The sequence below is a fragment of the Streptomyces sp. NPDC048566 genome (assembly GCF_043199735.1).
Lineage (GTDB): Bacteria > Actinomycetota > Actinomycetes > Streptomycetales > Streptomycetaceae > Streptomyces.
Genome location: NZ_JBICWL010000044.1, coordinates 5,811 through 26,355, shown reverse-complemented (window position 1 = coordinate 26,355; position 20,545 = coordinate 5,811). Strand labels below are relative to the sequence as shown.

Genomic DNA, 20,545 nt, shown 5'->3' with positions numbered 1-20,545 from the left:
CAAGACGCTCGGCTGGGATACCCCAGCCGAGCGTCTACGTGATCTACTCACCACCTGAAACCAAGCGGTGTTGCGACGACCCCTTGAACCCAAGGTCCGCCCCGGGGGCTTTCGCCGTGCGCGCTCCCCGTCGCCGCCGCCGGGGACCGCCCGGCCCGCCGGCATGCCACGGGTTCTCGTCCGCCGTCCGGTCCGCCGCTCCCACCCCGCCACCGCCGCCCCAGGACCGTGCGTCCGCCTACGGGGGACGCACGGTCCGGTTGCGCGCGTGGGACCCGGTCGGCGCGGGGGCGGTCAGGCCCCGGCGGGCGGCAGCATCGGATGGCTGCCGGTGCTCGTCGGGGCGTGTTCGGGCAGCCACAGCACGGCGACCGCCCCTTCGGCGGGCACCTCGTCGGGAGCGCCCGCGGGGCGCACGTTGCGGAAGGTGAGGCGGGCGCCGAGCACCCGAGCCTGGCCCGCCGCGATGGTCAGCCCGAGCCCGTGGCCGTGGCCCGCGCGGTCGGTGCTGCCGGTGCGGAAGCGGCTCGGCCCCTCGGCGAGGAGCTTCTCGGGGAAGCCCGGACCGTGGTCGCGGACGCGGACGACCCGCCCCTCGACGGTCACCTCGATCGGCGGCCTGCCGTGCCGGGCGGCGTTGGCGAGCAGGTTGAACAGGACGCGTTCCAGGCGACGCGGGTCGGTGGTCACCTCGGACTCGTGCACCACGCGCACCTCGACGTCCGCTCCGCGTGCGGCCACCCGGCGGACGACGAAGTCACCGAGCATGATGTCCTGCAACTCGGCCCGCTCGGAGGCGCCGTCGAGCCGGGCGACCTCCAGGACGTCCTCGACGAGCGTGCGCATGGCCTGCGCCCGGTCCCGCACCAGCTCGCTGGGCCGGCCCGGCGGGAGCAGTTCGGCCGCGGTGAGCAGCCCCGTCACCGGGGTGCGCAGCTCGTGCGCGATGTCGGCGGTGACCCGGCGCTCGGCCTCGATGCGCTGCTGGAGCGCGTCGGCCATGGCGTCCACGGCCCGCGCGAGATCGTCGGTCTCGTCGAGCACCACTCCGCCGATGGCCTCGCGGACACGGACGTCGGTCTCCCCCTTGGCGACCCGGTTCGCCGCGGCCGCCGCCTTGCGCAGCCGGCGCGAGAGCTGACCGCCGATCAGCACGCCGAGGGCGCTGCCGCCGAACACGACGGCGATCGAGCCGATGACCAGGGCCTGGTCGAGATCGTGCATCACGTCCGCGTTGCGGTCGGTGAACCGCTCGTGCCAGGACAGCACCTGCCCGTTCCGGAGCGGGACGGCGGCCCAGATGTCCGGCACCCCGGTCGCCCCGTCGGAGACGTAGGTGGCCCGCCGGCCCTCCGTGACCTTCGCCAGCAGGTCCGCCGGTATCGCCGGGTCGTCTATCTTGGCGCCGAACGGCGGCGGACGCCCCGGCCCGTACATCCGCTCGGCGAGCTGGATGCGCTCGTCCGCCAGGTCGCGCGAGTTGTCGAGCATGGAGACACGGGCCGCGTTGTGCACGACGAGACTGAGCGCGACCGCGACCAGCGCCCCCACCAGGGCGATCGCGGTGCTGAGCTTCCAGCGGATGCCGGTGCGGATGCTGGTGCCCGAGTCGGAGCCGCGGTCGATGCCGATGCCCAGACCGCGCGTCAGACCCGCGTCGCGGCCGGCGCCGGGTCCCGCCGCCCCGGTCCCCGGGCCCGCGGCCGGGCTCGTGACCCGGCCGACGACGGGGTCCGCGCCCGCGTCCCCGACCGCTGCGCGCCCGCGCGGCGCCCCGCCCGTGCCGGGTCCCGCCGCCGACCGCTGGAACATCCCCCGCATCCTCCTGCTCAGGCCTTCAACTTGTAGCCGAAGCCGCGGACCGTCTCGATGCGGTCCTGGCCGATCTTCGTACGCAGCCGCTGCACGTGGACGTCGACGACGCGGGTGTCCCCGCCCCAGCCGTACTCCCACACCCGTTCGAGCAGTTTGTCGCGGCTCAGCACCGTACCCGGCGCGGAGGAGAACTCCAGGAGCAGCCGCATCTCGGTGGGCGTCAGGGCCACCGGAGCCCCGTTCCGGCGCACCTCCATGCCCTCGGTGTCGATCTCCAGCTCGCCGAAGGAGAGCACCCCGCCGTCCAGCGACGCGGGGCCCTCGGCGGGGGCGCCCCGGCCGCCGTTCGCGTGCCCGAAGCGGCGCAGCACCGCCCGGATGCGGGCCACCAGCACCGCGCCGTCGAAGGGCTTGGTCACGTAGTCGTCGGCGCCGGCCTCCAGACCGAGCACGACGTCGATGGAGTCGGCGCGCGCGGAGAGCATGATCACCGGGACGGTCGACTCGTCGCGGATGCGGCGGCACAGCGACACGCCGTCGAGTCCGGGGACCATGACGTCCAGCAGGGCGATGTCGGGGCGGTCGGTGCGGAACGCCTCCAGGCCGGAGAGTCCGTCGGGCATCGCCGTGACCGCGAAGCCGTCGCGCTCCAGGGCGAGTTGCGTGGCCTCGCGGATGACGTCGTCGTCCTCGACGAACAGGACATGGGTCTGCTCTGCCATCCGGCTGCTCTCAGTTCGCCTCGGGGGAGGGCGAACTCGCGCCGCCCACCGCGTTGCTGTAGTCGTTGTGGATGCGGGACCGCTCGACGAAACGGGTCGAGGACCAGCCGTAGGTGATGACCTCCTCGCTGGAGGGGTACGACACCGGGTCGCCCCTCTTGTACAGCTGCTGGGTCACCACCAGGTCGCCCCGGTCGATCTCCGCGTAGACCGGCGGCTCCTCGGCCTTGAAGACGTTGCGGTACCGGCCGTTCTCCTCGCGGTACACGTACGAGCCGATACCGACCGCGTCGGCGCAGGTCATCACGTTGATGACGATGTCGGTCGACGGACCGCCGGTGAGGTCGCCGTAGGACACGTCCACCGGGTACTCGTCCGCCACGCACGGCTTCAGGCCGCGCTTGACCGCCGCGCCGACCGTCGGGTCGTCCCGGACGATCTTCACCGCGTCCACCCGCCGGGGCGGCGTGGTCGGCGAGGCGGAGACGACCGGGGCCGTGCTGCCCTTGGCGACGACGTCGCTGCCCGCCGGTCCCTCGTCGCGGGCGCCGGTGCCGCCCGTGGCGCAGGCGGCCAGGAAAACGCCGAGGGCGGCGAGCGCGGCCGCCGCCGAACTCCCCGCCTTCAGGACCTGACTGGCCCGAACTCCTAGGCCGCGCAACGCTCCCGCTCCTTACTCGCTTCGAGCGCGCGGGCGGCGCTCTCCTCCCGGTTCCTGCTCTCCAGCTCCTCGCGGAGCCGTGCCAGTGCCCGGTGCAGCGTGCTCTTGACCGTTCCGGCCGACATGCCGAGCGCGGCGGCCGTCTCCTCGGTGGACATCTGCTCCCAGTGTCGCAGCACCACGACACTGCGCTGCTTGGGTGCCAGCACCTTCATGACGTCCATGAGCAGCGCACGGTCCGCGTGCTGCTCGGTGGCGTCCTCCACGCTCGCGTCCGGGAGCTGCTCGGTGGGCACCTCTTCGAGCCTGCGGGCCCGCCACCACTCGGTGCGGGTGTTGATCATGACGCGCCGCAGGTAGGCGTCGGCGAGGCGCTTGTCGGCGATCCCGTCCCAGCGGCCGTACGTCCGCACCAGCGCGGTCTGGAGCAGGTCCTGGGCGTCGACCGGGTCGGGCACCAGGCGCCGGGCGCTGCGCAGCAGCGCGTCCTGCCGGGTACGGACGTACTCCTCGAATTCGAGCACCTCGCCGTGCGCCATGATCAACCGCCTCCGTCCCCGTGTCCGACCCGCCTGCTGCCGGTTCTCCGTCGTCTGCGCCCGAGGGCTCCCCGGCCGCTGTCGCGGCCGCCCTGCGGTACGGCAATGAAGTTACGGAGGCGTTGTCACGGGGTTGTCCGGGACAGCCTGCGGGCAGCCCTCGGCTGTCCGTCGGTTGTGTAACGGATGTAGGAGCGGGGTAAGGCCGCGCCAGGCTATGTCCGGTTCGTGCCGATCCGGTCGGCCGTCACGTCGACGGCAGCCGGTACAGACCGCCGGGGAGCGGCTCGACCAGTCCGTCGGAGACCAGCCCGTCGAGCGCCCGCGCGCGCTGCACGGGCTCCTCCCACACACGGTCCAGCGCGCTCTGCGGGACGGGCGCATGGGCCTCGCGCAGCACGGCCAGCAGTTTGCCCCGGACCTGGCGGTCGGTGCCCGCGTAGGTCTGCCCCTTGCGCGGCGGCCCGTCGTGCTCGGGCTTGCCGGCCAGTCGCCAGGCGCACCGCGCGGCGATCGGGCAGCGGTGGCAGGACTCGTTCTTCGCGGTGCAGACCAGGGCGCCGAGTTCCATCGAGGCGGCGGCCCAGCGCGCGGCCGTGCTCTCGCCCTCCGGCAGCAGCGTGCGGGCGAGCCGGCGCTCGGCGGCCGTGGTCGCGTTCGGCGGGTAGCGGACGCCGGTGACGGCGCGGGCGAGGACCCGGCGGACGTTGGTGTCCAGCACCGGGTGCCGCTGCCCGTACGCGAACGACGCGACCGCCGCCGCCGTGTACTCCCCGATGCCGGGGAGCGCCAGCAGGTGCGCGTGGTCCGTCGGCACGTCGCCGCCGTGCCGTTCCGTTATGGCCACCGCGGCGCCGTGCAGCCGCAGCGCCCGGCGCGGGTAGCCGAGCCGCCCCCAGGCCCGGACGGCCTCGCCGGGGGCGTCCCCGGCCAGGTCGGCGGGGCGCGGCCAGCGGGCCAGCCACTGCTCGTACACCGGCAGCACGCGGTTGACGGGGGTCTGCTGGAGCATGAACTCGCTGACCATCACGGCCCAGGGGCCGGCGTCGGGATGCCGCCAGGGCAGGTCGCGGGCGTGTTCGTCGAACCAGTCGATGACGGGCGCGTGGAGGTCCTCGCCGGGAGCGGTCCGGGTGGTCTCGGTGGGCTTGGTGGGTGCAGTCATGGCGGTGTCGATCCTGCCATGCGCGCGCCCGCCCGCGCGGCTGACGCCGGGGGCGGGCGGTGGTGAAACGCCGCACCCGGCCCTCCCCGCGTCCCCGGACGCGTGCCCGCCGGGATGATGATCCGGAAAAGTTGGTGCCGAGGCGGCGGGTGGGACCGGACAGACGGCCGATCTCTCGTACAGTTTGCGCCGTGGGATCACTGCGCAATCCGGTCGGGCCGCTTCCCTCCACCATCTACTGGCGTCGGAGGGCCGTTCTGCTGTCCGTGGTAGCGCTGTTGGCGCTGCTCACGGTCTGGATGGTCGGCTTCGGCGGCGGGGGCGGTGACCACGACTCCGGCGGCTCGAACGGGAAGCATCCCGTGCCCTCGATCACGCCGGGCCCCTCCGGTTCGGGTCCCGCCATCAGCCAACACCCCGGCGGTCGCGACGAGTCGGACGGCGGCGGCAGCGGCGGCGGCGCGGGTGACGGTGGCAGCGCCGGCGGCAGCGGCGGCGGCTCCGGGGGCGGTGCGGGCGGCTCGGGCGGCGGCGACGGCTCCGGGGACGGCGGCGCCAAGAACGGCGACGGGGCGGGCGGGCAGCTCCCCAACGGGCAGCTCCAGGCCGGCTCCGGTCTCCCCGACTGCACCGCGGGCGCGGTCAAGTTGACGCTGAAGAGCGTGCACAACTCCTACGCCCCCGACGAGCGCCCCGCCCTTCGGCTCACCGCGCGGAACTCCTCGGGCCGCGACTGCAAGGTCGATCTCGGGCCCGAGGCAACGGTCGTGACGATTACTCAGGCCGAGGAGGACGACGACATCTGGGCGTCCGACGACTGCCCGAAGGGTGCCACCCGCGCGCTCTACCGGGTCCCGGCGCACAGCGAGGTCACCTCCACGGTCACCTGGGACCGCAAGCCCGGCGCCCCCAAGTGCGCCACGCCGCCCGCCGGTTCGGCTCCGGCCGGCACCTATCTGGTCGAGGCGAAGGCCCCGGGTCTCGCCAAGGCGCAGACGTCGTTCGTCCTGGCGAAGGACTGAACGTCGCGGCCGTCCGGGACCGGGCGGCGCGCCGGGCGCCGCGCCCTGCGGGGCGCGGTTGCGCCGGGGGGCGTCCCGCCCGAGCCGCCCCGCACGGACTCCGCCCGCGCCGCGGCGCGGGCTCGCTGAACAGCGTGGCCGCGCGGGCACGGCCCGCCCGCCGCGCTCGCGCCGCCCGCGCTCGGCGGTGAGGTCCGCGCGGCCGGTCCGCGACCGGGCGCACCGGCCGTCGCGCGGTGCGGGCCGGCCGGATCAGACGTAGCGTTCCAGGATCGAGGACTCGGCGAGCCGGGACAGGCCCTCGCGGACGCTGCGGGCCCGCGCCTCGCCCACGCCGTCGACGGCCTGCAGGTCGTCGACGCTCGCGGCGAGCAGCTTCTGGAGTCCGCCGAAGTGCTCGACCAGCCGGTCGATGATCGCGCCCGGCAGCCGCGGGACCTTGGCGAGGAGCCGGAAGCCGCGCGGGGACACCGCCGAGTCGAGTGCCTCGGGGGAGCCCGTGTAGCCCAACGCCCGTGCGACGGTGGACAGTTCGAGCAGCTCCGCGTGGCTGAGCGCGTCCAGTTCGAAGAGCGCCTGGTCGACCGTGCGGGACCGCTTGGCGGTCGGCTCCGGCACGTAGTCCCGCACGACCAGCTCGCGGTCGGGCTCGACACCGGCGATCAGCTCGTCCAGCTGGAGCGTCAGCAGGCGCCCGTCGGTGCCCAGCTCCACGACGTACTCGGCGATCTCGGTCGCGATGCGGCGCACCATCTCCAGCCGCTGCGCGACGGCGGAGACGTCCCGGACGGTGACCAGGTCCTCGATCTCCAGCGCGGACAGGGTGCCCGCGACCTCGTCCAGCCGGAGCTTGTAGCGCTCCAGGGTCGCCAGCGCCTGGTTGGCGCGGGACAGGATCGCCGCGGAGTCCTCCAGCACGCGGCGCTGGCCGTCCACGTAGAGGGCGATCAGGCGCATCGACTGCGACACCGAGACCACGGGGAAGCCGACCTGCTTGCTCACCCGGTCCGCGGTGCGGTGCCGCGTGCCCGTCTCCTCCGTCGGGATCGTCGGGTCGGGGACCAGCTGTACGCCCGCCCGCAGGATCTTGGTGATGTCCTTGTCGAGCACGATGCCGCCGTCGAGCTTGCACAGCTCCCGCAGGCGGGTCGCGGTGAACTCGACGTCCAGGACGAATCCGCCCGTGCACATCGCTTCGACGGTCTTGTCGGACCCGAGCACGATGAGTCCGCCGGTGTTGCCGCGGAGAATCCGCTCAAGCCCGTCGCGCAGCGCCGTGCCGGGTGCCACGGCGCTCAGTGAGGCGCGCATCAGGCCATCGGCACCGGAGCTCCCACCGGACTTTCCGGGAGCTGCTGCCCGGTCGTTGGCTGCCACTGCACTCCTCCGGTCGCAGGTTCTGGACGCCCGCTTCGCGTACACGCGGTTCGTACGGACGGGCGAGACCAGGGCAAAGTCTACCGGCGCCGCTCCTCGTCCCGTGGGGCCTCTCTGCGACGCGAGCGCGGAAGCACGCTCAGCGCCTCGCCGACGTCCGCCACTTCCAGGACCTTCATACCGGCCGGGACCTTGCCGGGATCGGCCGGGACGAGGGCGTGGGTGAAGCCCAGCCGGTGCGCCTCGGCCAGCCTGCGCTGCACGCCCGTGACGCGTCTCACCTCGCCCGCGAGTCCGACCTCGCCGATCGCGACGAGGTTCTTGGGCAGCGGGGTGTCGCTCGCGGCGGACGCGAGGGCCAGCGCGACGGCGAGGTCCGCGGCGGGCTCGGTGAGCTTCACGCCGCCCACCGTCGCCGAGTAGATGTCCCGCTTGCCGAGCGCGCTGATCCGGCCGCGCTGCTCCAGGACGGCGAGCATCATCGAGACGCGCGAGGTCTCCAGGCCGGAGGTCGTGCGCCGCGGCGAGGGGATCTGCGAGTCGACGGTGAGCGCCTGCACCTCCGCGACCAGGGGGCGGCGGCCTTCGAGGGTGACGGTCAGGCAGGTGCCGGGCACGGGCTCGGCGCGGCGCGTCAGGAACAGCCCCGAGGGGTCGGCCAGCCCGGTGATGCCCTCGTCGTGCAGCTCGAAGCAGCCGACCTCGTCGGTCGTTCCGTAGCGGTTCTTGACGCCGCGCACCAGGCGCAGGCGGGCGTGCCGGTCGCCCTCGAAGGACAGGACGACGTCCACCAGGTGCTCCAGCAGGCGCGGTCCCGCGATCGCGCCGTCCTTCGTGACGTGGCCCACGAGCAGGGTGGACATGCCGCGCTCCTTGGAGGCGCGGATCAGCGCGCCCGCGACCTCGCGGACCTGCGCCATGCCGCCGGGCGCGCCGTCGATCTCCGGAGAGGCGATCGTCTGCACGGAGTCCAGGATCAGCAGCGAGGGCTTCACCGCGTCCAAGTGGCCGAGGACGGCGGCCAGATCCGTCTCGGCGGCGAGATAGAGGTGGTCGTCGATCGCCTTGATGCGGTCGGCCCGCAGCCGCACCTGGCTCGCCGACTCCTCGCCCGTCACGTAGAGCGTGCGGTGCTCCTCGCTCGCGGACTTGGCCGCCACGTCCAGCAGGAGCGTGGACTTGCCCACGCCGGGCTCGCCCGCGACGAGGACGACCGCGCCGGGCACGAGCCCGCCGCCGAGGACGCGGTCCAGCTCGGGCACTCCGGTGCCGCGGGCGGTGGCCCGGCGGCCGTCGACCTGCCCGATCGGGACCGCGGAGGTGGTGACCCGGCCCGGGGCCGTCGTGCGGACGGCGGGCGCGCCGTACTCCTCGACCGTCCCCCATGCCTGGCACTCGGGGCAGCGGCCGAGCCACTTGGCCGTCTGCCAGCCGCACTCGGTGCAGCGGTAGGACGGCCGGTCCTTCGCGGTTTTCGTACGGGCAGCCATGACCGAACCGTAGCCGGAGCCACCGACAGCCCGGCATGCCGCCGGCGCTCGCCGGCCGTCCGCCGGTCCGCCCCGCCCGGTCGCCGGTCCGCCCCGCCCGCCGCCCCGAGCCCCCCGTGCCCCGGTTTCACCCCCAGGGAGGCGGAACCGCGCGGGCTCCGGGCCGGCGCATCCGCCATCGACTGCCATCGCCGCCCGTCACGGCCCAGGCCAGGGGATGAGGGGCGGAGGTCCCCTATTGAGGGATCGTTTCACCCGTACGGATTAAATGTGCTCAAGGTGGAGGAAGCGGCCGCGGCGCGGCACCTACGGTCGCACGGGTGATGAGCAGCAGTCCGGAGACCTCAACGCACACCACCGGCGCACACCGGGCGCACGGAGCCGCGCGCAAGCGGACGGCCGTGCCCGGCGGCGCCTCCCCCCGCACCCTGGCCGAGTGTCCGCCCGCGCGCTACGAGCCGTACCTGGACGGCCTGTTCACCTACTGCCTGTCCGTGCTGTGCGACCACGACGCGGCGACGGCCGCGCTCGGCGACACCCTCGCGCTCGCCGAGCGCCGCACCCCGCGCGGCCCGGAGTCCGGCGCCGACCGCAGGGCCTGGCTGTACGCGCTGGCCCGCTGGTCCTGCCTGCGCAGGCTCACCGAGGCGCGCCGCCGGCGCCAGGCGACGCACGCCTCCGGACGGCGCACCCCGCGCAAGGCGCGCACGACGCAGCCGCGCGGGCGGGAGGCCGTGGGCCCCTTCGACGGTGCGGCGGGCCCCGCCGGCGGGGCGGGGGGCGCCGAGGCGGGCGGGTCCGGGCGGGACGCCCGCAAGGCCGCCGCCGACCGGCGGGCCGCCGAGGCGCTCGGCACGGTTCCCCTCTCCGAGCAGGCCCAGGCGCGGCGCCGCCACGAACTCGCCCTGCTGGCCTGGCCGGAGGCCGCCGGCACGACCCCGGAGCAGCGCGAGGCGCTCGAACTCGCCGTGCGCCACCAGCTGGCCGCCCACGAGGTCGCCGCCGTCCTCGGCCTCGACCTGGCCGGCACCCGCGAGCTGCTGGCCTCCGCCGCCTGCGAGGTCGAACGCACCCGTGCGGCCCTCGCCGTCGTCGAGACGGGCACCTGCCCGAGCGTCGCCCGGCTCACCGGCGACAGCCGGCTCGTCCTGAGCACCACGCTCCGCGACGAACTGGTCCGGCACGTGGACGACTGCCCGCGCTGCCGCCGGACGGCCGAGCGCGCCGTGCCCGGCACCTGGCCCGGCACCAGCGTCACCCCCGCCGCCCTCCCCGTCCTCGCCGCCCCGCAGGCGGACCTGGGGGTGGCGATGGCGCACGCCCCCCGCACGCGGGGCGGCGCCCCGCGCTTCGACCGGCGGGGATTCCCGATGGACCCCAAGGACCACGCGGCCCGGCGGGACCGGCTGCGGGCCCGCGCCGTCACCACCGCGATCGTCGCCACCGTCGTCGCGGCGCCGGTCGTCGCCCTGTGGGCGGCCTACCGGGGCGCGCCCCCGACCGACGAGGGCGTCGACGGCCGCCCGGCCACCGCGAGCGAGGCCCGGGACCCCGACGGCCTGGACGCGGGCCGCGCCGGCGGCTACGAGAACGCGGGCAACGCCAGTGCCCGGCCGGAGTCCCGCTTCACGGAGGGCGGCTCGTCCGCGGACGTCTCGGTCGAGGTCGTCGGCTCCCCGGGACCCGGTGCGGGGCACCTGTCCGTGGCGGCCCGCACCGAGGGTGACACCACCCTGGTCACCCTGACCGCGTCCGGCGGCGCCGCGGTCCACTGGTCGGCCCGCACCGGCGCCGCCTGGCTGTACCTGAGCAAGGCGGCGGGAACGCTGGAACCGGGCGAGTCCACCACGGTCAAGGCGTACGTCGACCACCTGCGCGAGCCGCTGGGCCACTGGAGAGCCCGGGTGGCGATCGCCCCGGGCGGCTCGGTGGTCACCATCGACGGGTTCGGCGACGCGCGTCCGTCCCACCCGGCCGGCGGCCAGGGGCGGGGTCCCCGTCCGGACCCGAGCGGGGGCTCGTCCGGCCCGGGTCCGACGCCTCCGGCCGACCCGGACCCGTCCGACACCCCGGCCGATCCGTCGCCGACGCCCACGCCCACCGGGTCGTCCTCCGCCGATCCGGGCGGATCGGCCACGCCGTCCGGATCGGCCGCCACGGCGAGTCCGGCCTCGTAGCGGCGGCCCGTTCGCCGCGCACGGCCGGGCCGGCCCGCCGGGGCGTCCGCCCGCCGGGTCCGCCGAGGCGCACCCGCCCGGTCAGCTCGCCGGGTCAGCGGGGTGCGGTGCCAGCAGGGGCAGCTCGCCGGCGAGGCGCTCCTCGCACAGCTCGGCCAGCCGGTCGTAGCCGGCCTTGCCCATCAGCTCGACCAGTTCCGGCCGGTAGGAGACGTACACCGGGTCGCCGGCGCCGTGCGCCGAGGTCGCCGAGGTGCACCACCAGTGCAGGTCGTGGCCGCCCGGACCCCAGCCGCGGCGGTCGTACTCGCCGATGGAGACCTGAAGGACGCGGGTGTCGTCGGGCCGGTCGATCCACTCGTAGGTGCGCCGCACGGGCAGCTGCCAGCAGACGTCCGGCTTGGTCTCCAGCGGCTCGCGCCCCTCCTTCACCGCCAGGATGTGCAGCGAGCAGCCCGCGCCGCCGGCGAAACCGGGGCGGTTCTGGAAGATGCACGAGCCCTGGTACGGGCGGGTCTGGCGCTCGCCGTCCTCGTCCTCGGCGACCCAGCCGGTCTCCGTGCCCACGTCGTGGTGCTGCCAGATCTCGGGGGTGAGCCGGGCCACGTGCTCCGACACCCGCCGCTCGTCCTCCTCGTCGGAGAAGTGGGCGCCCAGCGTGCAGCAGCCGTCGTCGGCGCGGCCCGCCTGGATGCCCTGGCAGCCACTGCCGAAGATGCAGTTCCACCGCGAGGTCAGCCAGGTCAGATCGCACCGGAAGACCTGCTCGTCGTCGGCGGGGTCGGGGAACTCCACCCACGCGCGAGCGAAGTCGAGCCCCTTCTCGTCGCTCCTCATCGCCGCCTTCTCCGCCTTCGTGGCCTTCGCCCGCGAGGAACCCGTGGCCGATTTGTCGGACTTCGCCTTTTTCGTCTTTGGCACGGGTCCAGGGTAAGTCGCCGCGGCCCGCTCCGAGGACGCCTCGTCCGGTCGCGGCAGATCACCCTTCGACAAGGGCTTTCGCCCCGCCCCCCGCGAAGCGCCGCGCTGGCAGTAGCGTTCCGTCCATGAGACTCGGTGTCCTCGACGTGGGATCGAACACGGTGCATCTGCTGGTGGTGGACGCCCACCCCGGCGCCCGCCCGCAGCCCGCGCATTCGCACAAGGCCGATCTGCGGCTGGCCCAACTGCTCGACGGGAGCGGGGCGATCGACCCCGCTGGGGTGGACAAACTGATCGAGACGGTCCAGGACGCCCTGGAGGCGGCCGAGGACAAGGGTGTCGAGGCCCTGCTGCCGTTCGCGACGTCGGCGGTCCGCGGCGCGAGCAACGCCGACGAGGTCCTCGCGCGCGTGCAGCGCGAGACCGGCGTCGAGCTCCAGGTGCTCACCGGAGCGGAGGAGGCCCGGCTGACCTTCCTCGCCGCCCGCCGCTGGTTCGGCTGGTCCGCGGGCAAGCTCCTGGTCCTCGACATCGGCGGGGGCTCGCTGGAGATCGCGTTCGGCATCGACGAGGAGCCCGACGCGGCGGTGTCGCTGCCGCTCGGCGCGGGCCGGCTCACCGCGGGCTGGCTGCCCGGTGATCCGCCGGACCCGGCCGACGTCCGGGCGCTGCGCCGGCACGTGCGGGCCGAGATCGCCCGGACCGTCGGCGAGTTCAGCCGCTTCGGCGCCCCGGACCACGTGGTCGCCACCTCCAAGACGTTCAAGCAGCTCGCCCGCATCGCCGGCGCGGCGCGCTCCACGGACGGCCTCTACGTCCAGCGGGAACTCAAGCGCCGCGCCCTGGAGGACTGGGTCCCCCGCCTCACCGGCATGACCGCCGAGGACCGGGCCGAACTGCCCGGCGTCTCCCCGGGCCGCGCCGGCCAGCTCCTCGCCGGCGCCCTGGTGGCCGAGGGCGCCATGGACCTCTTCGGCGTGGAGACCCTGGAGATCTGCCCCTGGGCCCTGCGCGAGGGAGTGATCCTGCGCCGCCTCGACCAGATGGAGACGGAGACGTCCTAGTGGCGTGACCGGAAGGGTGCGCCGGACGGCTCGCGGCGTCCGGTGCGGTGCGGCGCAGCACGGAGCGCCGCCCGCGTGCGGGGATGCACTCGGGCGACGACGACGCGGCGAGCTGCCGTGCCCGGCGTCGCGAGCCGGTGCACCCTTCCGGTCAGGGCACTGGCCGGCCGGGTCCGGCGCGTGGCCTCGGCCACAGTTTTCGCGGGACGGGGCGCACGGCCCGCCGGGCGGCGGGGGCGCTCCGGCGGAACCGGAGAGGGCCGGTACATCCCAGGCGGGAGCCCAACACCCCCCGGCCCGGGGGCCGATCGCCCCGGTACCGGGGGCGGGCGGTCCCCGGGCCGGCGGTCCCCCCGGAGCCGCCCGCCCGCCCCCGCCGACCGCCGCCCGCCCGTGGGAGGCACCCCGTACGCTGTCCCTCGTGGCAGAACCAGTCGTGCGGATCCCGGATGCGAAGGTCGCGCTGTCCACGGCGTCCGTGTACCCGGAGTCGACGGCGACGGCCTTCGAGATCGCCGCGCGCCTCGGCTACGACGGCGTCGAGGTCATGGTGTGGACCGACCCGGTCAGTCAGGACGTGGAGGCGCTCCGCCGCCTCAGCGATCACCACCGCATGCCGATCCTCGCCGTTCACGCCCCCTGTCTGCTGATCACCCAGCGGGTCTGGTCCACCGACCCCTGGACCAAGCTCCAGCGCGCGAAGGCCGCCGCCGAGAAGCTCGGCGCGAGCACGGTCGTGGTGCATCCGCCGTTCCGCTGGCAGCGCCAGTACGCCCGCGACTTCGTCGGCGGGATCTGGCGCATGGCCGACGAGACGGACGTCCGGTTCGCCGTCGAGAACATGTACCCGTGGCGCTACCGCGACCGCGAGATGCTCGCCTACGCCCCCGACTGGGACGTGACCCGGGACGACTACCGGCACTTCACGATCGACCTCAGCCACACCGCCACCGCCCGCACGGACGCCCTCGACATGATCGGCCGGATGGGCGACCGCCTCGGCCACGTGCACCTCGCCGACGGCAACGGCTCCGCCAAGGACGAGCACCTGGTCCCCGGCCGCGGCAGCCAGCCCTGCGCCGAGCTGCTCGACCACCTCGCGCAGTCCGGCTTCGACGGCCACGTGGTGATCGAGGTCAACACCCGCCGCGCGATGTCCAGCGCCGAGCGCGAGGCCGACCTCGCCGAGGCGCTCGCCTTCACCCGCCTCCACCTCGCCTCGGCCGCGAAGGTGCCCCGCAGGTGACGGACGCCGCCCCCCGCCGCGGCCGGGGACGCCCCGCCCGCACGGAGTCCGCGGCCGGGCCGGCCACCCGGGACCGCATCCTGGACGCGGCCCGCGAGGAGTTCTCCGCGCGCGGGTACGACAAGACGTCGGTGCGCGGCATCGCCAAGGCCGCGGGCGTGGACTCCGCGCTCGTGCACCACTACTTCGGCACCAAGGAGCAGGTCTTCGAAGCGGCCGTCGAGGGGGCCATGGCGCCCGCGCTGGCCGCGCCCGAGGCGATCGTGGACGGTCCGCTCGACGACGTCGGCGAACGCCTGACCCGCTTCTTCCTCGGCGTCTGGGAGAACCCCACGAGCCGGACGCCGCTGCTCGCGATCGTCCGCTCGGCGGTGAACAACGACACCGCGGCCGCCGTCTTCCGCCGGCTGGTCGCCGCCCAGCTGATGCGCCGCATCGCGGCCCGGCTCGACGCCCCCGACGCGGAACTGCGCACGGAACTGGCCGCGGCCCAGCTGGTCGGCGTCGCGATGCTGCGCTACCTGATCAGGATCGAGCCCCTGGCCTCCGCGGACGTCGAGCGCGTGGTGGCGGGCGTGGCCCCCGTGGTGCAGGGACACCTGACGAACCCATGAGCGAGCCGCACGCCCCGTCGGTCCCCTCCGCTCCGCCGCGACCGCGCTGAGCTGCGCGTACGCCGGCCCTCCGCGGTCGCAGGGCGAGACGGATGTCCCGGGATGCGGACACCCTGTCCGGATCCTGGAGCACCGGCGTAGGCTCGACGTCAGTCACGACCCCCCTCATGCCTCCCCGAAGGAGCGAGCGACGATGCCCGAGCTGAGGTCCCGCACAGTCACCCACGGCCGCAACATGGCGGGCGCACGCGCCCTGATGCGCGCCTCCGGTGTACCGGGCGCGGACATCGGACGGAAGCCGATCATCGCGGTCGCCAACTCCTTCACGGAGTTCGTGCCGGGCCACACCCACCTCCAGCCCGTCGGCCGGATCGTCGGCGAGGCGATCACGGCGGCCGGGGGCATCGCCCGCGAGTTCAACACCATCGCCGTCGACGACGGCATCGCGATGGGCCACGGCGGCATGCTGTACTCGCTGCCCTCCCGCGACCTGATCGCGGACTCGGTCGAGTACATGGTCGAGGCGCACTGCGCCGACGCGCTGATCTGCATCTCCAACTGCGACAAGATCACCCCGGGCATGCTCATGGCGGCCCTGCGGCTGAACATCCCCACGGTCTTCGTGTCCGGCGGCCCCATGGAGTCGGGCCGCGCCACGCTCGTCGACGGCACGGTCCGCACCCTCGACCTGGTCGACGCGATCTCCGACGCGGTGAACGACAAGATCTCCGACGAGGACATCCTGCGGATCGAGGAGAACGCCTGCCCGACCTGCGGCTCCTGCTCCGGCATGTTCACGGCCAACTCGATGAACTGCCTCACCGAGGCCATCGGCCTGAGCCTGCCCGGCAACGGCTCGGTCCTCGCCACGCACACCGCCCGCAAGGGCCTCTACGAGGACGCGGCCCGCACGGTCGTCGACATCACGCGCCGCTACTACGAGCAGGACGACGCCTCGGTCCTGCCGCGCAGCGTCGCCACCCACGCGGCCTTCGAGAACGCCATGGCGCTCGACATCGCGATGGGCGGCTCCACCAACACGATCCTGCACCTGCTGGCCGCAGCCCAGGAGGCCGGGGTGCCGTTCGGCCTGGACGAGATCAACGAGGTCTCGCGCCGGGTGCCGTGCCTCGCCAAGGTCGCCCCCAACGTGGCCAAGGACCGCACGTACTACATGGAGGACGTGCACCGGGCGGGCGGCATCCCCGCCCTGCTCGGCGAGCTGCACCGGGCGGGCCTGCTGAACGAGGACGTCCACTCCGTCCACAGCCCGTCGCTGTCCGACTGGCTGAAGACCTGGGACGTGCGCGCCGGCTCCCCCTCGCCCGAGGCGATCGAGCTGTGGCACGCCGCCCCCGGCTGCGTGCGCTCCGCCGAGGCCTTCTCCCAGTCCGAGCGCTGGGAGGCACTCGACCAGGACGCCGAGAACGGCTGCATCCGCTCCGCCGAGCACGCCTACTCCCAGGACGGCGGCCTCGCGGTCCTCAAGGGCAACCTGGCCGTCGACGGCTGCGTCGTGAAGACGGCCGGCGTCGACGAGTCGATCTGGACGTTCGAGGGCCCCGCGGTGGTCTGCGAGTCGCAGGAGGAGGCCGTCGACAAGATCCTCAAGAAGGAGATCACCCACGGCGACGTCGTGGTCATCCGCTACGAGGGTCCCAAGGGCGGCCCGGGGATGCAGGAGATGCTCTACCCGACCTCGTTCCTCAAGGGCCGCGGCCTGGGCAAGACCTGCGCCCTGATCACCGACGGCCGCTTCTCCGGCGGCACGTCCGGCCTGTCCATCGGCCACGCCTCACCCGAGGCGGCGTCCGGCGGCACGATCGCCGTCGTCCGCGACGGCGACCGCATCCGCATCGACATCCCGAACCGCTCGATCGAACTCCTCGTCCCCGAGGAGGAGGTGGCGGCCCGTCACGCCGCCCTGAACGGCGTCTACGCCCCCGCCGCCCGCGAGCGCAAGGTCTCCGCCGCGCTGCGCGCGTACGCCGCCATGGCGACGAGCGCGGACAAGGGCGCGGTGCGGGACGTCTCGAAACTGGGCTGACGCGGGTCCCGCGAACCACGAAGGGGGCCGTCCCGCGGGGCGGCCCCCTTCGGCGCGTCACCACGTGGCGGGGTCCCGGGCGTCGACCGCGAACAGGAACCCGTCGGGGGAGACGGCGTACACCCTCCCGTGCGCGGGGAGCGGCGCGGGCAGCAGGCCGACGCGGGAACCCCGCGGGTCGCCGAGGCGCGCCCGGGTCTGCCCGAGCAGGGTGCCCCGCTCGGTGTCGACGGCGACGAGCCGCCCGTCGACGGTGCCGAGATACAGGCGCCGGCCGGACACCACCGGCGCCGACGCCTTGCTCACGGACGTCTCCACCCGCCACAGCTGCCGCTTCTCGCGGGTGTCCACGGCGACCAGGGCGCCGTCGCCGCCCAGCAGGTAGGCGGTGTCGTCCCGCACCACGGTCTGCGCCTGGGCCATCGGGACGCGGAGCTCGGTGCGCCGAAGCGCCCGGGTCCGCACGTCGTAGCGCAGGACGGCGTCCGTGGACTGGTCGGCCGTGACCGAGGTGAACCACAGGGTGCCGTCGCGCGCGGCCACCGGATCGAGGGTGCCCTCGACCTCGCGCCGCCAGCGCACCGTGCCGGTCCCGGGGTCCACCGCGGTCACCCCGGTCGCCGACCCGGACGGCGGTGCCACCGCGTAGGCGGTCCCGTCGCCGAGGGAGCGGAACCGCGGGACGGTCAGGCCGGGGATCGTGTGGTGCCACCGCTCCTCGCCGGTGGCCGCGTCCAGCGCGGTCACCACCGAGTCGGAGCCGCTGAGCAGGACGGTGCCCGCGACGTGGGTGACGCCTCCCGCGTAGCGGGCGACGTCACGGCTCCAGCGCGTCGAGCCGCTGTCCGGGTCGAGCGCGGTCAGCCGCCGTCCGTTGCCGCTGCCGACGAGCAGCAGCCCGCCGGAGAGGACGGGAGCGGGGGTGGCGTAGGCACTGCCGTCTCCCGTGTCGCCCCGCGCCCACAGCACCGTGCCGGTGTCCGCGTCGACCGCGGCGGCCAGCACGCCGGGCCGGACGCAGAACAGCACCGCGGCGGTCGCGGTGCACCGCGGCAGCCCCTCGGCCTTGGTGCCGGGGGCGTGCAGGTCGAGCCGCCACGGCCGGAAGGCGACGGGCGCCGACGCGGTCTGCCGCTCGGCGGCGGGCTCGCGCGGCTCGTCCCGCAGCCCCGCGAGACCGGCCGCCGCGATCGCCGCCGCGACGGCCGCGGCGGCCACCGGCAGCCGCCAGCGGCGGGCGGCCCGCTTCGGCCCGTTCGTGTGGGTCGGGTCCTCGGAACCCTCCGGTCGCTCCGAGGCGGCGGCCCGGACCGGGAACGCGGGCTCCGGTGCCTCCGCGTCACCCGCGCGCTGCCGGGGGACGAAGGCCCGGGTGTCGTACGACGCGGAGACCGAGCGCAGCGCGGTCATCACCTCGTCCGGGGTGGGCCGTTCCTCCGGTTCCTTGGCCAGGCAGCGGGCGACCAGGCCGGCCAGCTCGTCCGGGACCCCGGTCAGGTCCGGCTCGTCGTGCACGACCTGGTACGCGACCAGATACGGACTGTCCGAGTCGAAGGGCCCGCTCCCGGTGGCGGCGTGCACGATGAGCGAGCCGAGGGCGAACACGTCGGCGGCCGGCCCCACATGCCGCGGCCGGCGGAACTGCTCCGGCGCCATGAAGGGCGGCGTGCCGATCAACTTGCCGGTCTCCGTGCGCAGTTCGCTGTCGGACGGGCGGGAGATGCCGAAGTCGATGACTTTCGGGCCGTCCTCGGCCAGCAGGACGTTGCCGGGTTTGAGATCGCGGTGCACGACCCCCGCCCGGTGGATGTCCCGCAGCGCCTCGGCGAGCCCGGCCATCAGATGCCGCAGCCGCCCCGCGGACAGCGCGCCGTTCCGCTTCACGTGCTCGGCGAGCGTCGGCCCCGGAATGAACAGGGTCGCCATCCACGGGTTCTCCGCCTCCGGATCGGCGTCGACCACCGGTGCGGTGAACGCGCCGCTGACCCGGCGGGCGGCGGCCACCTCCTGCCGGAACCGCCCCCGGAACTCGGGGTCCTGCGCGAGTGAGGCGTGCACGACCTTGACGGCCAGCCGCAACCCGGAGGCGGAGCGCGCCAGATGCACGACCCCCATGCCACCGGAGCCGAGTTCCGCCTCCAGCAGGTACTGTCCGGCATGGCGCGGCTGTTCCGCTTCCGCGTCCGTACCGGTGCTGCGCTGTGGCGGCATCACTCACCCCCCGTGGGTTCGACCGCGTGCGCGACGCGCAGAGCCTAGTCGATCCTGCGTGCGAAACCTCGGCGGCTTGCTAGCCTCTGCGCCCGGCCCGAACGGGGCGTGAACCAACCAACGGGGGAGCAGAATCATGGCCACGGAAGACACAGCCGTCGCGAGCGCGCCGCGGGACGCCGGAGCGGGCTTGAGCGCCCAGGCGCTCCGCACGTACCCGATCGCACCCGGCGTGACCCTGAACGTCCGCAGCGGACCGGGCACCCACTTCGGCATCGTCCGCACCCTGCCCGCGGGGTCGAGCGTCCCGATCTACTGCCAGTGCCCGGGGGAGTCCGTCAGCGGCCCCTACGGCACGAGCAGGATCTGGGACAACATCGCCAACGGCCAGTTCGTCTCGGACGCCTACGTGCACACCGGGAGCGACGGCTACGTGGCCTCGCGCTGCTCCTGACCCGCTCCCCGCGCGGCGCCGGGCGCCTCCGGGCCGGTACCCCGGCCCGGACCCCGCGGCGGACGCCCTCCCGGCGCCGGGGCGATAATCGTGGGGTGAGCGACGAGACGACCCCCTCCTCCGGCGCGGCCGGCACCCCCGCGGGGCCCCGCCCCGAACCGCTGCGCTTCTTCGGGACGACCTGGGTGGAGCACGACGGGGGCTACGCCGTCCGGCGCGTCGGCGTGGCCGCCGGCTCGCTCGTCGCCGCCGTGGCCGCCTGCTTCATCCTGCGCTTCGCCTACCAGGGCCTGGCCATCGCCGATGTGGGCACACCCGTCTCGGTCCTCGTGGTCGTGATGTTCGCGGTGTGCAGCGCCCTCGCCTTCCGCCACACCTGGGAAGCGTTCGGCCGGCGCCCCGACCCCGACCGCCAGGCCGCGCTGCGGGGGCTCCTCGCCATCGGGTTCGTCGGATCGCTGCTCGCCTACTGCTTCCGCTCGGTCACCGAGGCCCCCGGAGAGGGCCTCGTGCGCGCGGAGTACGAGACGGCGAAGGAGCGGTACGCCCGCCGCACCACCCGCCGCACCGGCAACCCGGCCAAGGCGAAGAAGGGCCGCAGGTCCTGAGCCGGCGGGGCGACCGCCGCCCCGTTCCGCCGCGGCCGGCCAACCGCCCCCGCCCCGCCGGGCGGACCCGGTCCCGTCTCGCCGTGAGCGGCGATCAGCCCCGCGTCGCCGTCCCGCCGCGGCCGGCCAACCGCCGCCGCCCCGCCGGGCGGACCCGGTCTCGCCTCGCCGTGAGCGGCGATCAGCCCCGCGTCGCCGTCTCGCCGCGGCCGGTCGACAGCCCCCGCCCCGCCGGGCGGACCCGGTCCCGTCTCACCGTGAGCGGCGATCAGTCCTGCCTCGGCGTCTCGCCGCGGCCGGTCGACAGCCCCGCCGCGCCGGGCGGACCCGGTCCCGTCTCACCGTGAGCGGCGATCAGTCCTGCCTCGGCGTCTCGCCGCGGCCGGTCGACAGCCCCGCCGCGCCGGGCGGA

At 74.9% G+C, this 20,545-nt stretch carries 17 protein-coding genes; 8 read left to right on the top strand and 9 right to left on the bottom strand.

Going from position 1 to position 20,545, the window contains the following annotated elements; all coding sequences use genetic code 11:
- Positions 1 to 294 precede the first annotated feature (294 nt).
- The 5 genes from cseC to ACGFS9_RS32335 form a co-directional block, all read right to left on the bottom strand.
- The gene (gene cseC / locus ACGFS9_RS32355; protein WP_393258475.1) at positions 295 to 1,821 is read right to left on the bottom strand and encodes a two-component system sensor histidine kinase CseC; all 1,527 of its coding nucleotides are present in this window, start codon (positions 1,819 to 1,821) and stop codon (positions 295 to 297) included.
- An 8-nt stretch (positions 1,822 to 1,829) separates the two neighbouring features.
- Positions 1,830 to 2,537 carry a two-component system response regulator CseB gene (gene cseB, locus ACGFS9_RS32350; protein WP_393258472.1) on the bottom strand — a complete coding sequence of 236 codons (708 nt, stop codon included), beginning with the start codon at positions 2,535 to 2,537 and terminating at the stop codon, positions 1,830 to 1,832.
- A 10-nt stretch (positions 2,538 to 2,547) separates the two neighbouring features.
- Entirely contained in the window at positions 2,548 to 3,198 is a 651-nt protein-coding gene (locus ACGFS9_RS32345) for a hypothetical protein (RefSeq protein WP_393258470.1), read from the bottom strand.
- On the bottom strand, positions 3,186 to 3,737 hold the full coding sequence (locus tag ACGFS9_RS32340) for a SigE family RNA polymerase sigma factor (protein WP_393258468.1): 552 nt from the start codon (positions 3,735 to 3,737) through the stop codon (positions 3,186 to 3,188). Before ACGFS9_RS32340 ends, ACGFS9_RS32345 begins: the two co-directional genes overlap by 13 nt.
- Before the next feature lie 247 nt (positions 3,738 to 3,984).
- On the bottom strand, positions 3,985 to 4,902 hold the full coding sequence (locus ACGFS9_RS32335; protein ID WP_393258466.1) for an A/G-specific adenine glycosylase: 918 nt from the start codon (positions 4,900 to 4,902) through the stop codon (positions 3,985 to 3,987).
- 191 nt (positions 4,903 to 5,093) lie between these two features.
- Here ACGFS9_RS32335 and ACGFS9_RS32330 point away from each other — a divergent pair, with 191 nt between their 5' ends.
- Positions 5,094 to 5,924, top strand: a complete 831-nt coding sequence (locus tag ACGFS9_RS32330; protein ID WP_393258463.1) for a hypothetical protein — start codon at positions 5,094 to 5,096, stop codon at positions 5,922 to 5,924.
- Positions 5,925 to 6,176: 252 nt separating this feature from the next.
- Here ACGFS9_RS32330 and disA read toward each other — a convergent pair whose 3' ends face one another.
- Together disA and radA are read right to left on the bottom strand one after the other, a co-directional pair.
- The gene (disA, locus tag ACGFS9_RS32325; RefSeq protein WP_393258461.1) at positions 6,177 to 7,301 is read right to left on the bottom strand and encodes a DNA integrity scanning diadenylate cyclase DisA; all 1,125 of its coding nucleotides are present in this window, start codon (positions 7,299 to 7,301) and stop codon (positions 6,177 to 6,179) included.
- A gap of 80 nt (positions 7,302 to 7,381) precedes the next feature.
- Complete coding sequence (gene radA, locus ACGFS9_RS32320) at positions 7,382 to 8,791, bottom strand: DNA repair protein RadA (RefSeq protein WP_393258458.1); 1,410 nt, start codon at positions 8,789 to 8,791, stop codon at positions 7,382 to 7,384.
- A gap of 323 nt (positions 8,792 to 9,114) precedes the next feature.
- Between radA and ACGFS9_RS32315 the strand changes: the two genes are divergently transcribed.
- Positions 9,115 to 10,968, top strand: a complete 1,854-nt coding sequence (locus tag ACGFS9_RS32315) for a hypothetical protein (protein WP_393258477.1) — start codon at positions 9,115 to 9,117, stop codon at positions 10,966 to 10,968.
- A gap of 81 nt (positions 10,969 to 11,049) precedes the next feature.
- On the opposite strand, the gene ACGFS9_RS32310 is transcribed toward ACGFS9_RS32315, so the two are convergent.
- Entirely contained in the window at positions 11,050 to 11,889 is an 840-nt protein-coding gene (locus ACGFS9_RS32310; protein ID WP_393258455.1) for a hypothetical protein, read from the bottom strand.
- 125 nt (positions 11,890 to 12,014) lie between these two features.
- On the opposite strand from ACGFS9_RS32310, the gene ACGFS9_RS32305 reads away from it, so the two are divergent.
- From ACGFS9_RS32305 to ilvD, 4 genes are all read left to right on the top strand, one after another.
- The gene (locus ACGFS9_RS32305) at positions 12,015 to 12,953 is read left to right on the top strand and encodes a Ppx/GppA family phosphatase (protein WP_393258453.1); all 939 of its coding nucleotides are present in this window, start codon (positions 12,015 to 12,017) and stop codon (positions 12,951 to 12,953) included.
- A 421-nt stretch (positions 12,954 to 13,374) separates the two neighbouring features.
- The gene (locus ACGFS9_RS32300; RefSeq protein WP_393258451.1) at positions 13,375 to 14,199 is read left to right on the top strand and encodes a sugar phosphate isomerase/epimerase family protein; all 825 of its coding nucleotides are present in this window, start codon (positions 13,375 to 13,377) and stop codon (positions 14,197 to 14,199) included.
- The gene (locus ACGFS9_RS32295; RefSeq protein ID WP_393258449.1) at positions 14,196 to 14,813 is read left to right on the top strand and encodes a TetR family transcriptional regulator; all 618 of its coding nucleotides are present in this window, start codon (positions 14,196 to 14,198) and stop codon (positions 14,811 to 14,813) included. The genes ACGFS9_RS32300 and ACGFS9_RS32295 overlap by 4 nt, the downstream gene beginning before the upstream one ends.
- Positions 14,814 to 15,006: 193 nt before the next feature.
- Positions 15,007 to 16,860, top strand: coding sequence for a dihydroxy-acid dehydratase (gene ilvD / locus ACGFS9_RS32290; protein WP_393258447.1), 1,854 nt, complete (start codon positions 15,007 to 15,009; stop codon positions 16,858 to 16,860).
- Between the two features lie 57 nt (positions 16,861 to 16,917).
- On the opposite strand, the gene ACGFS9_RS32285 is transcribed toward ilvD, so the two are convergent.
- Positions 16,918 to 19,071: a PQQ-binding-like beta-propeller repeat protein gene (locus ACGFS9_RS32285; RefSeq protein ID WP_393258444.1), complete on the bottom strand. Its 2,154-nt coding sequence runs from the start codon at positions 19,069 to 19,071 to the stop codon at positions 16,918 to 16,920.
- Between the two features lie 136 nt (positions 19,072 to 19,207).
- Between ACGFS9_RS32285 and ACGFS9_RS32280 the strand changes: the two genes are divergently transcribed.
- Together ACGFS9_RS32280 and ACGFS9_RS32275 are read left to right on the top strand one after the other, a co-directional pair.
- Entirely contained in the window at positions 19,208 to 19,525 is a 318-nt protein-coding gene (locus tag ACGFS9_RS32280; RefSeq protein ID WP_393258442.1) for an SH3 domain-containing protein, read from the top strand.
- Positions 19,526 to 19,620: 95 nt separating this feature from the next.
- Complete coding sequence (locus ACGFS9_RS32275; RefSeq protein ID WP_393258440.1) at positions 19,621 to 20,133, top strand: EamA/RhaT family transporter; 513 nt, start codon at positions 19,621 to 19,623, stop codon at positions 20,131 to 20,133.
- Positions 20,134 to 20,545 lie beyond the last annotated feature (412 nt).

Bases quoted from the DNA above. Each gene is read 5' to 3' on its own strand.
- ACGFS9_RS32285 (WP_393258444.1), bottom strand. From the start codon at position 19,071: ATGCCGCCACAGCGCAGCACCGGTACGGACGCGGAAGCGGAACAGCCG.
- ACGFS9_RS32280 (WP_393258442.1), top strand. From the start codon at position 19,208: ATGGCCACGGAAGACACAGCCGTCGCGAGCGCGCCGCGGGACGCCGGA.
- ACGFS9_RS32340 (WP_393258468.1), bottom strand. From the start codon at position 3,737: ATGGCGCACGGCGAGGTGCTCGAATTCGAGGAGTACGTCCGTACCCGG.
- ACGFS9_RS32315 (WP_393258477.1), top strand. From the start codon at position 9,115: ATGAGCAGCAGTCCGGAGACCTCAACGCACACCACCGGCGCACACCGG.
- ilvD (WP_393258447.1), top strand. From the start codon at position 15,007: ATGCCCGAGCTGAGGTCCCGCACAGTCACCCACGGCCGCAACATGGCG.
- radA (WP_393258458.1), bottom strand. From the start codon at position 8,791: ATGGCTGCCCGTACGAAAACCGCGAAGGACCGGCCGTCCTACCGCTGC.
- ACGFS9_RS32335 (WP_393258466.1), bottom strand. From the start codon at position 4,902: ATGACTGCACCCACCAAGCCCACCGAGACCACCCGGACCGCTCCCGGC.
- cseC (WP_393258475.1), bottom strand. From the start codon at position 1,821: ATGCGGGGGATGTTCCAGCGGTCGGCGGCGGGACCCGGCACGGGCGGG.
- cseB (WP_393258472.1), bottom strand. From the start codon at position 2,537: ATGGCAGAGCAGACCCATGTCCTGTTCGTCGAGGACGACGACGTCATC.
- ACGFS9_RS32305 (WP_393258453.1), top strand. From the start codon at position 12,015: ATGAGACTCGGTGTCCTCGACGTGGGATCGAACACGGTGCATCTGCTG.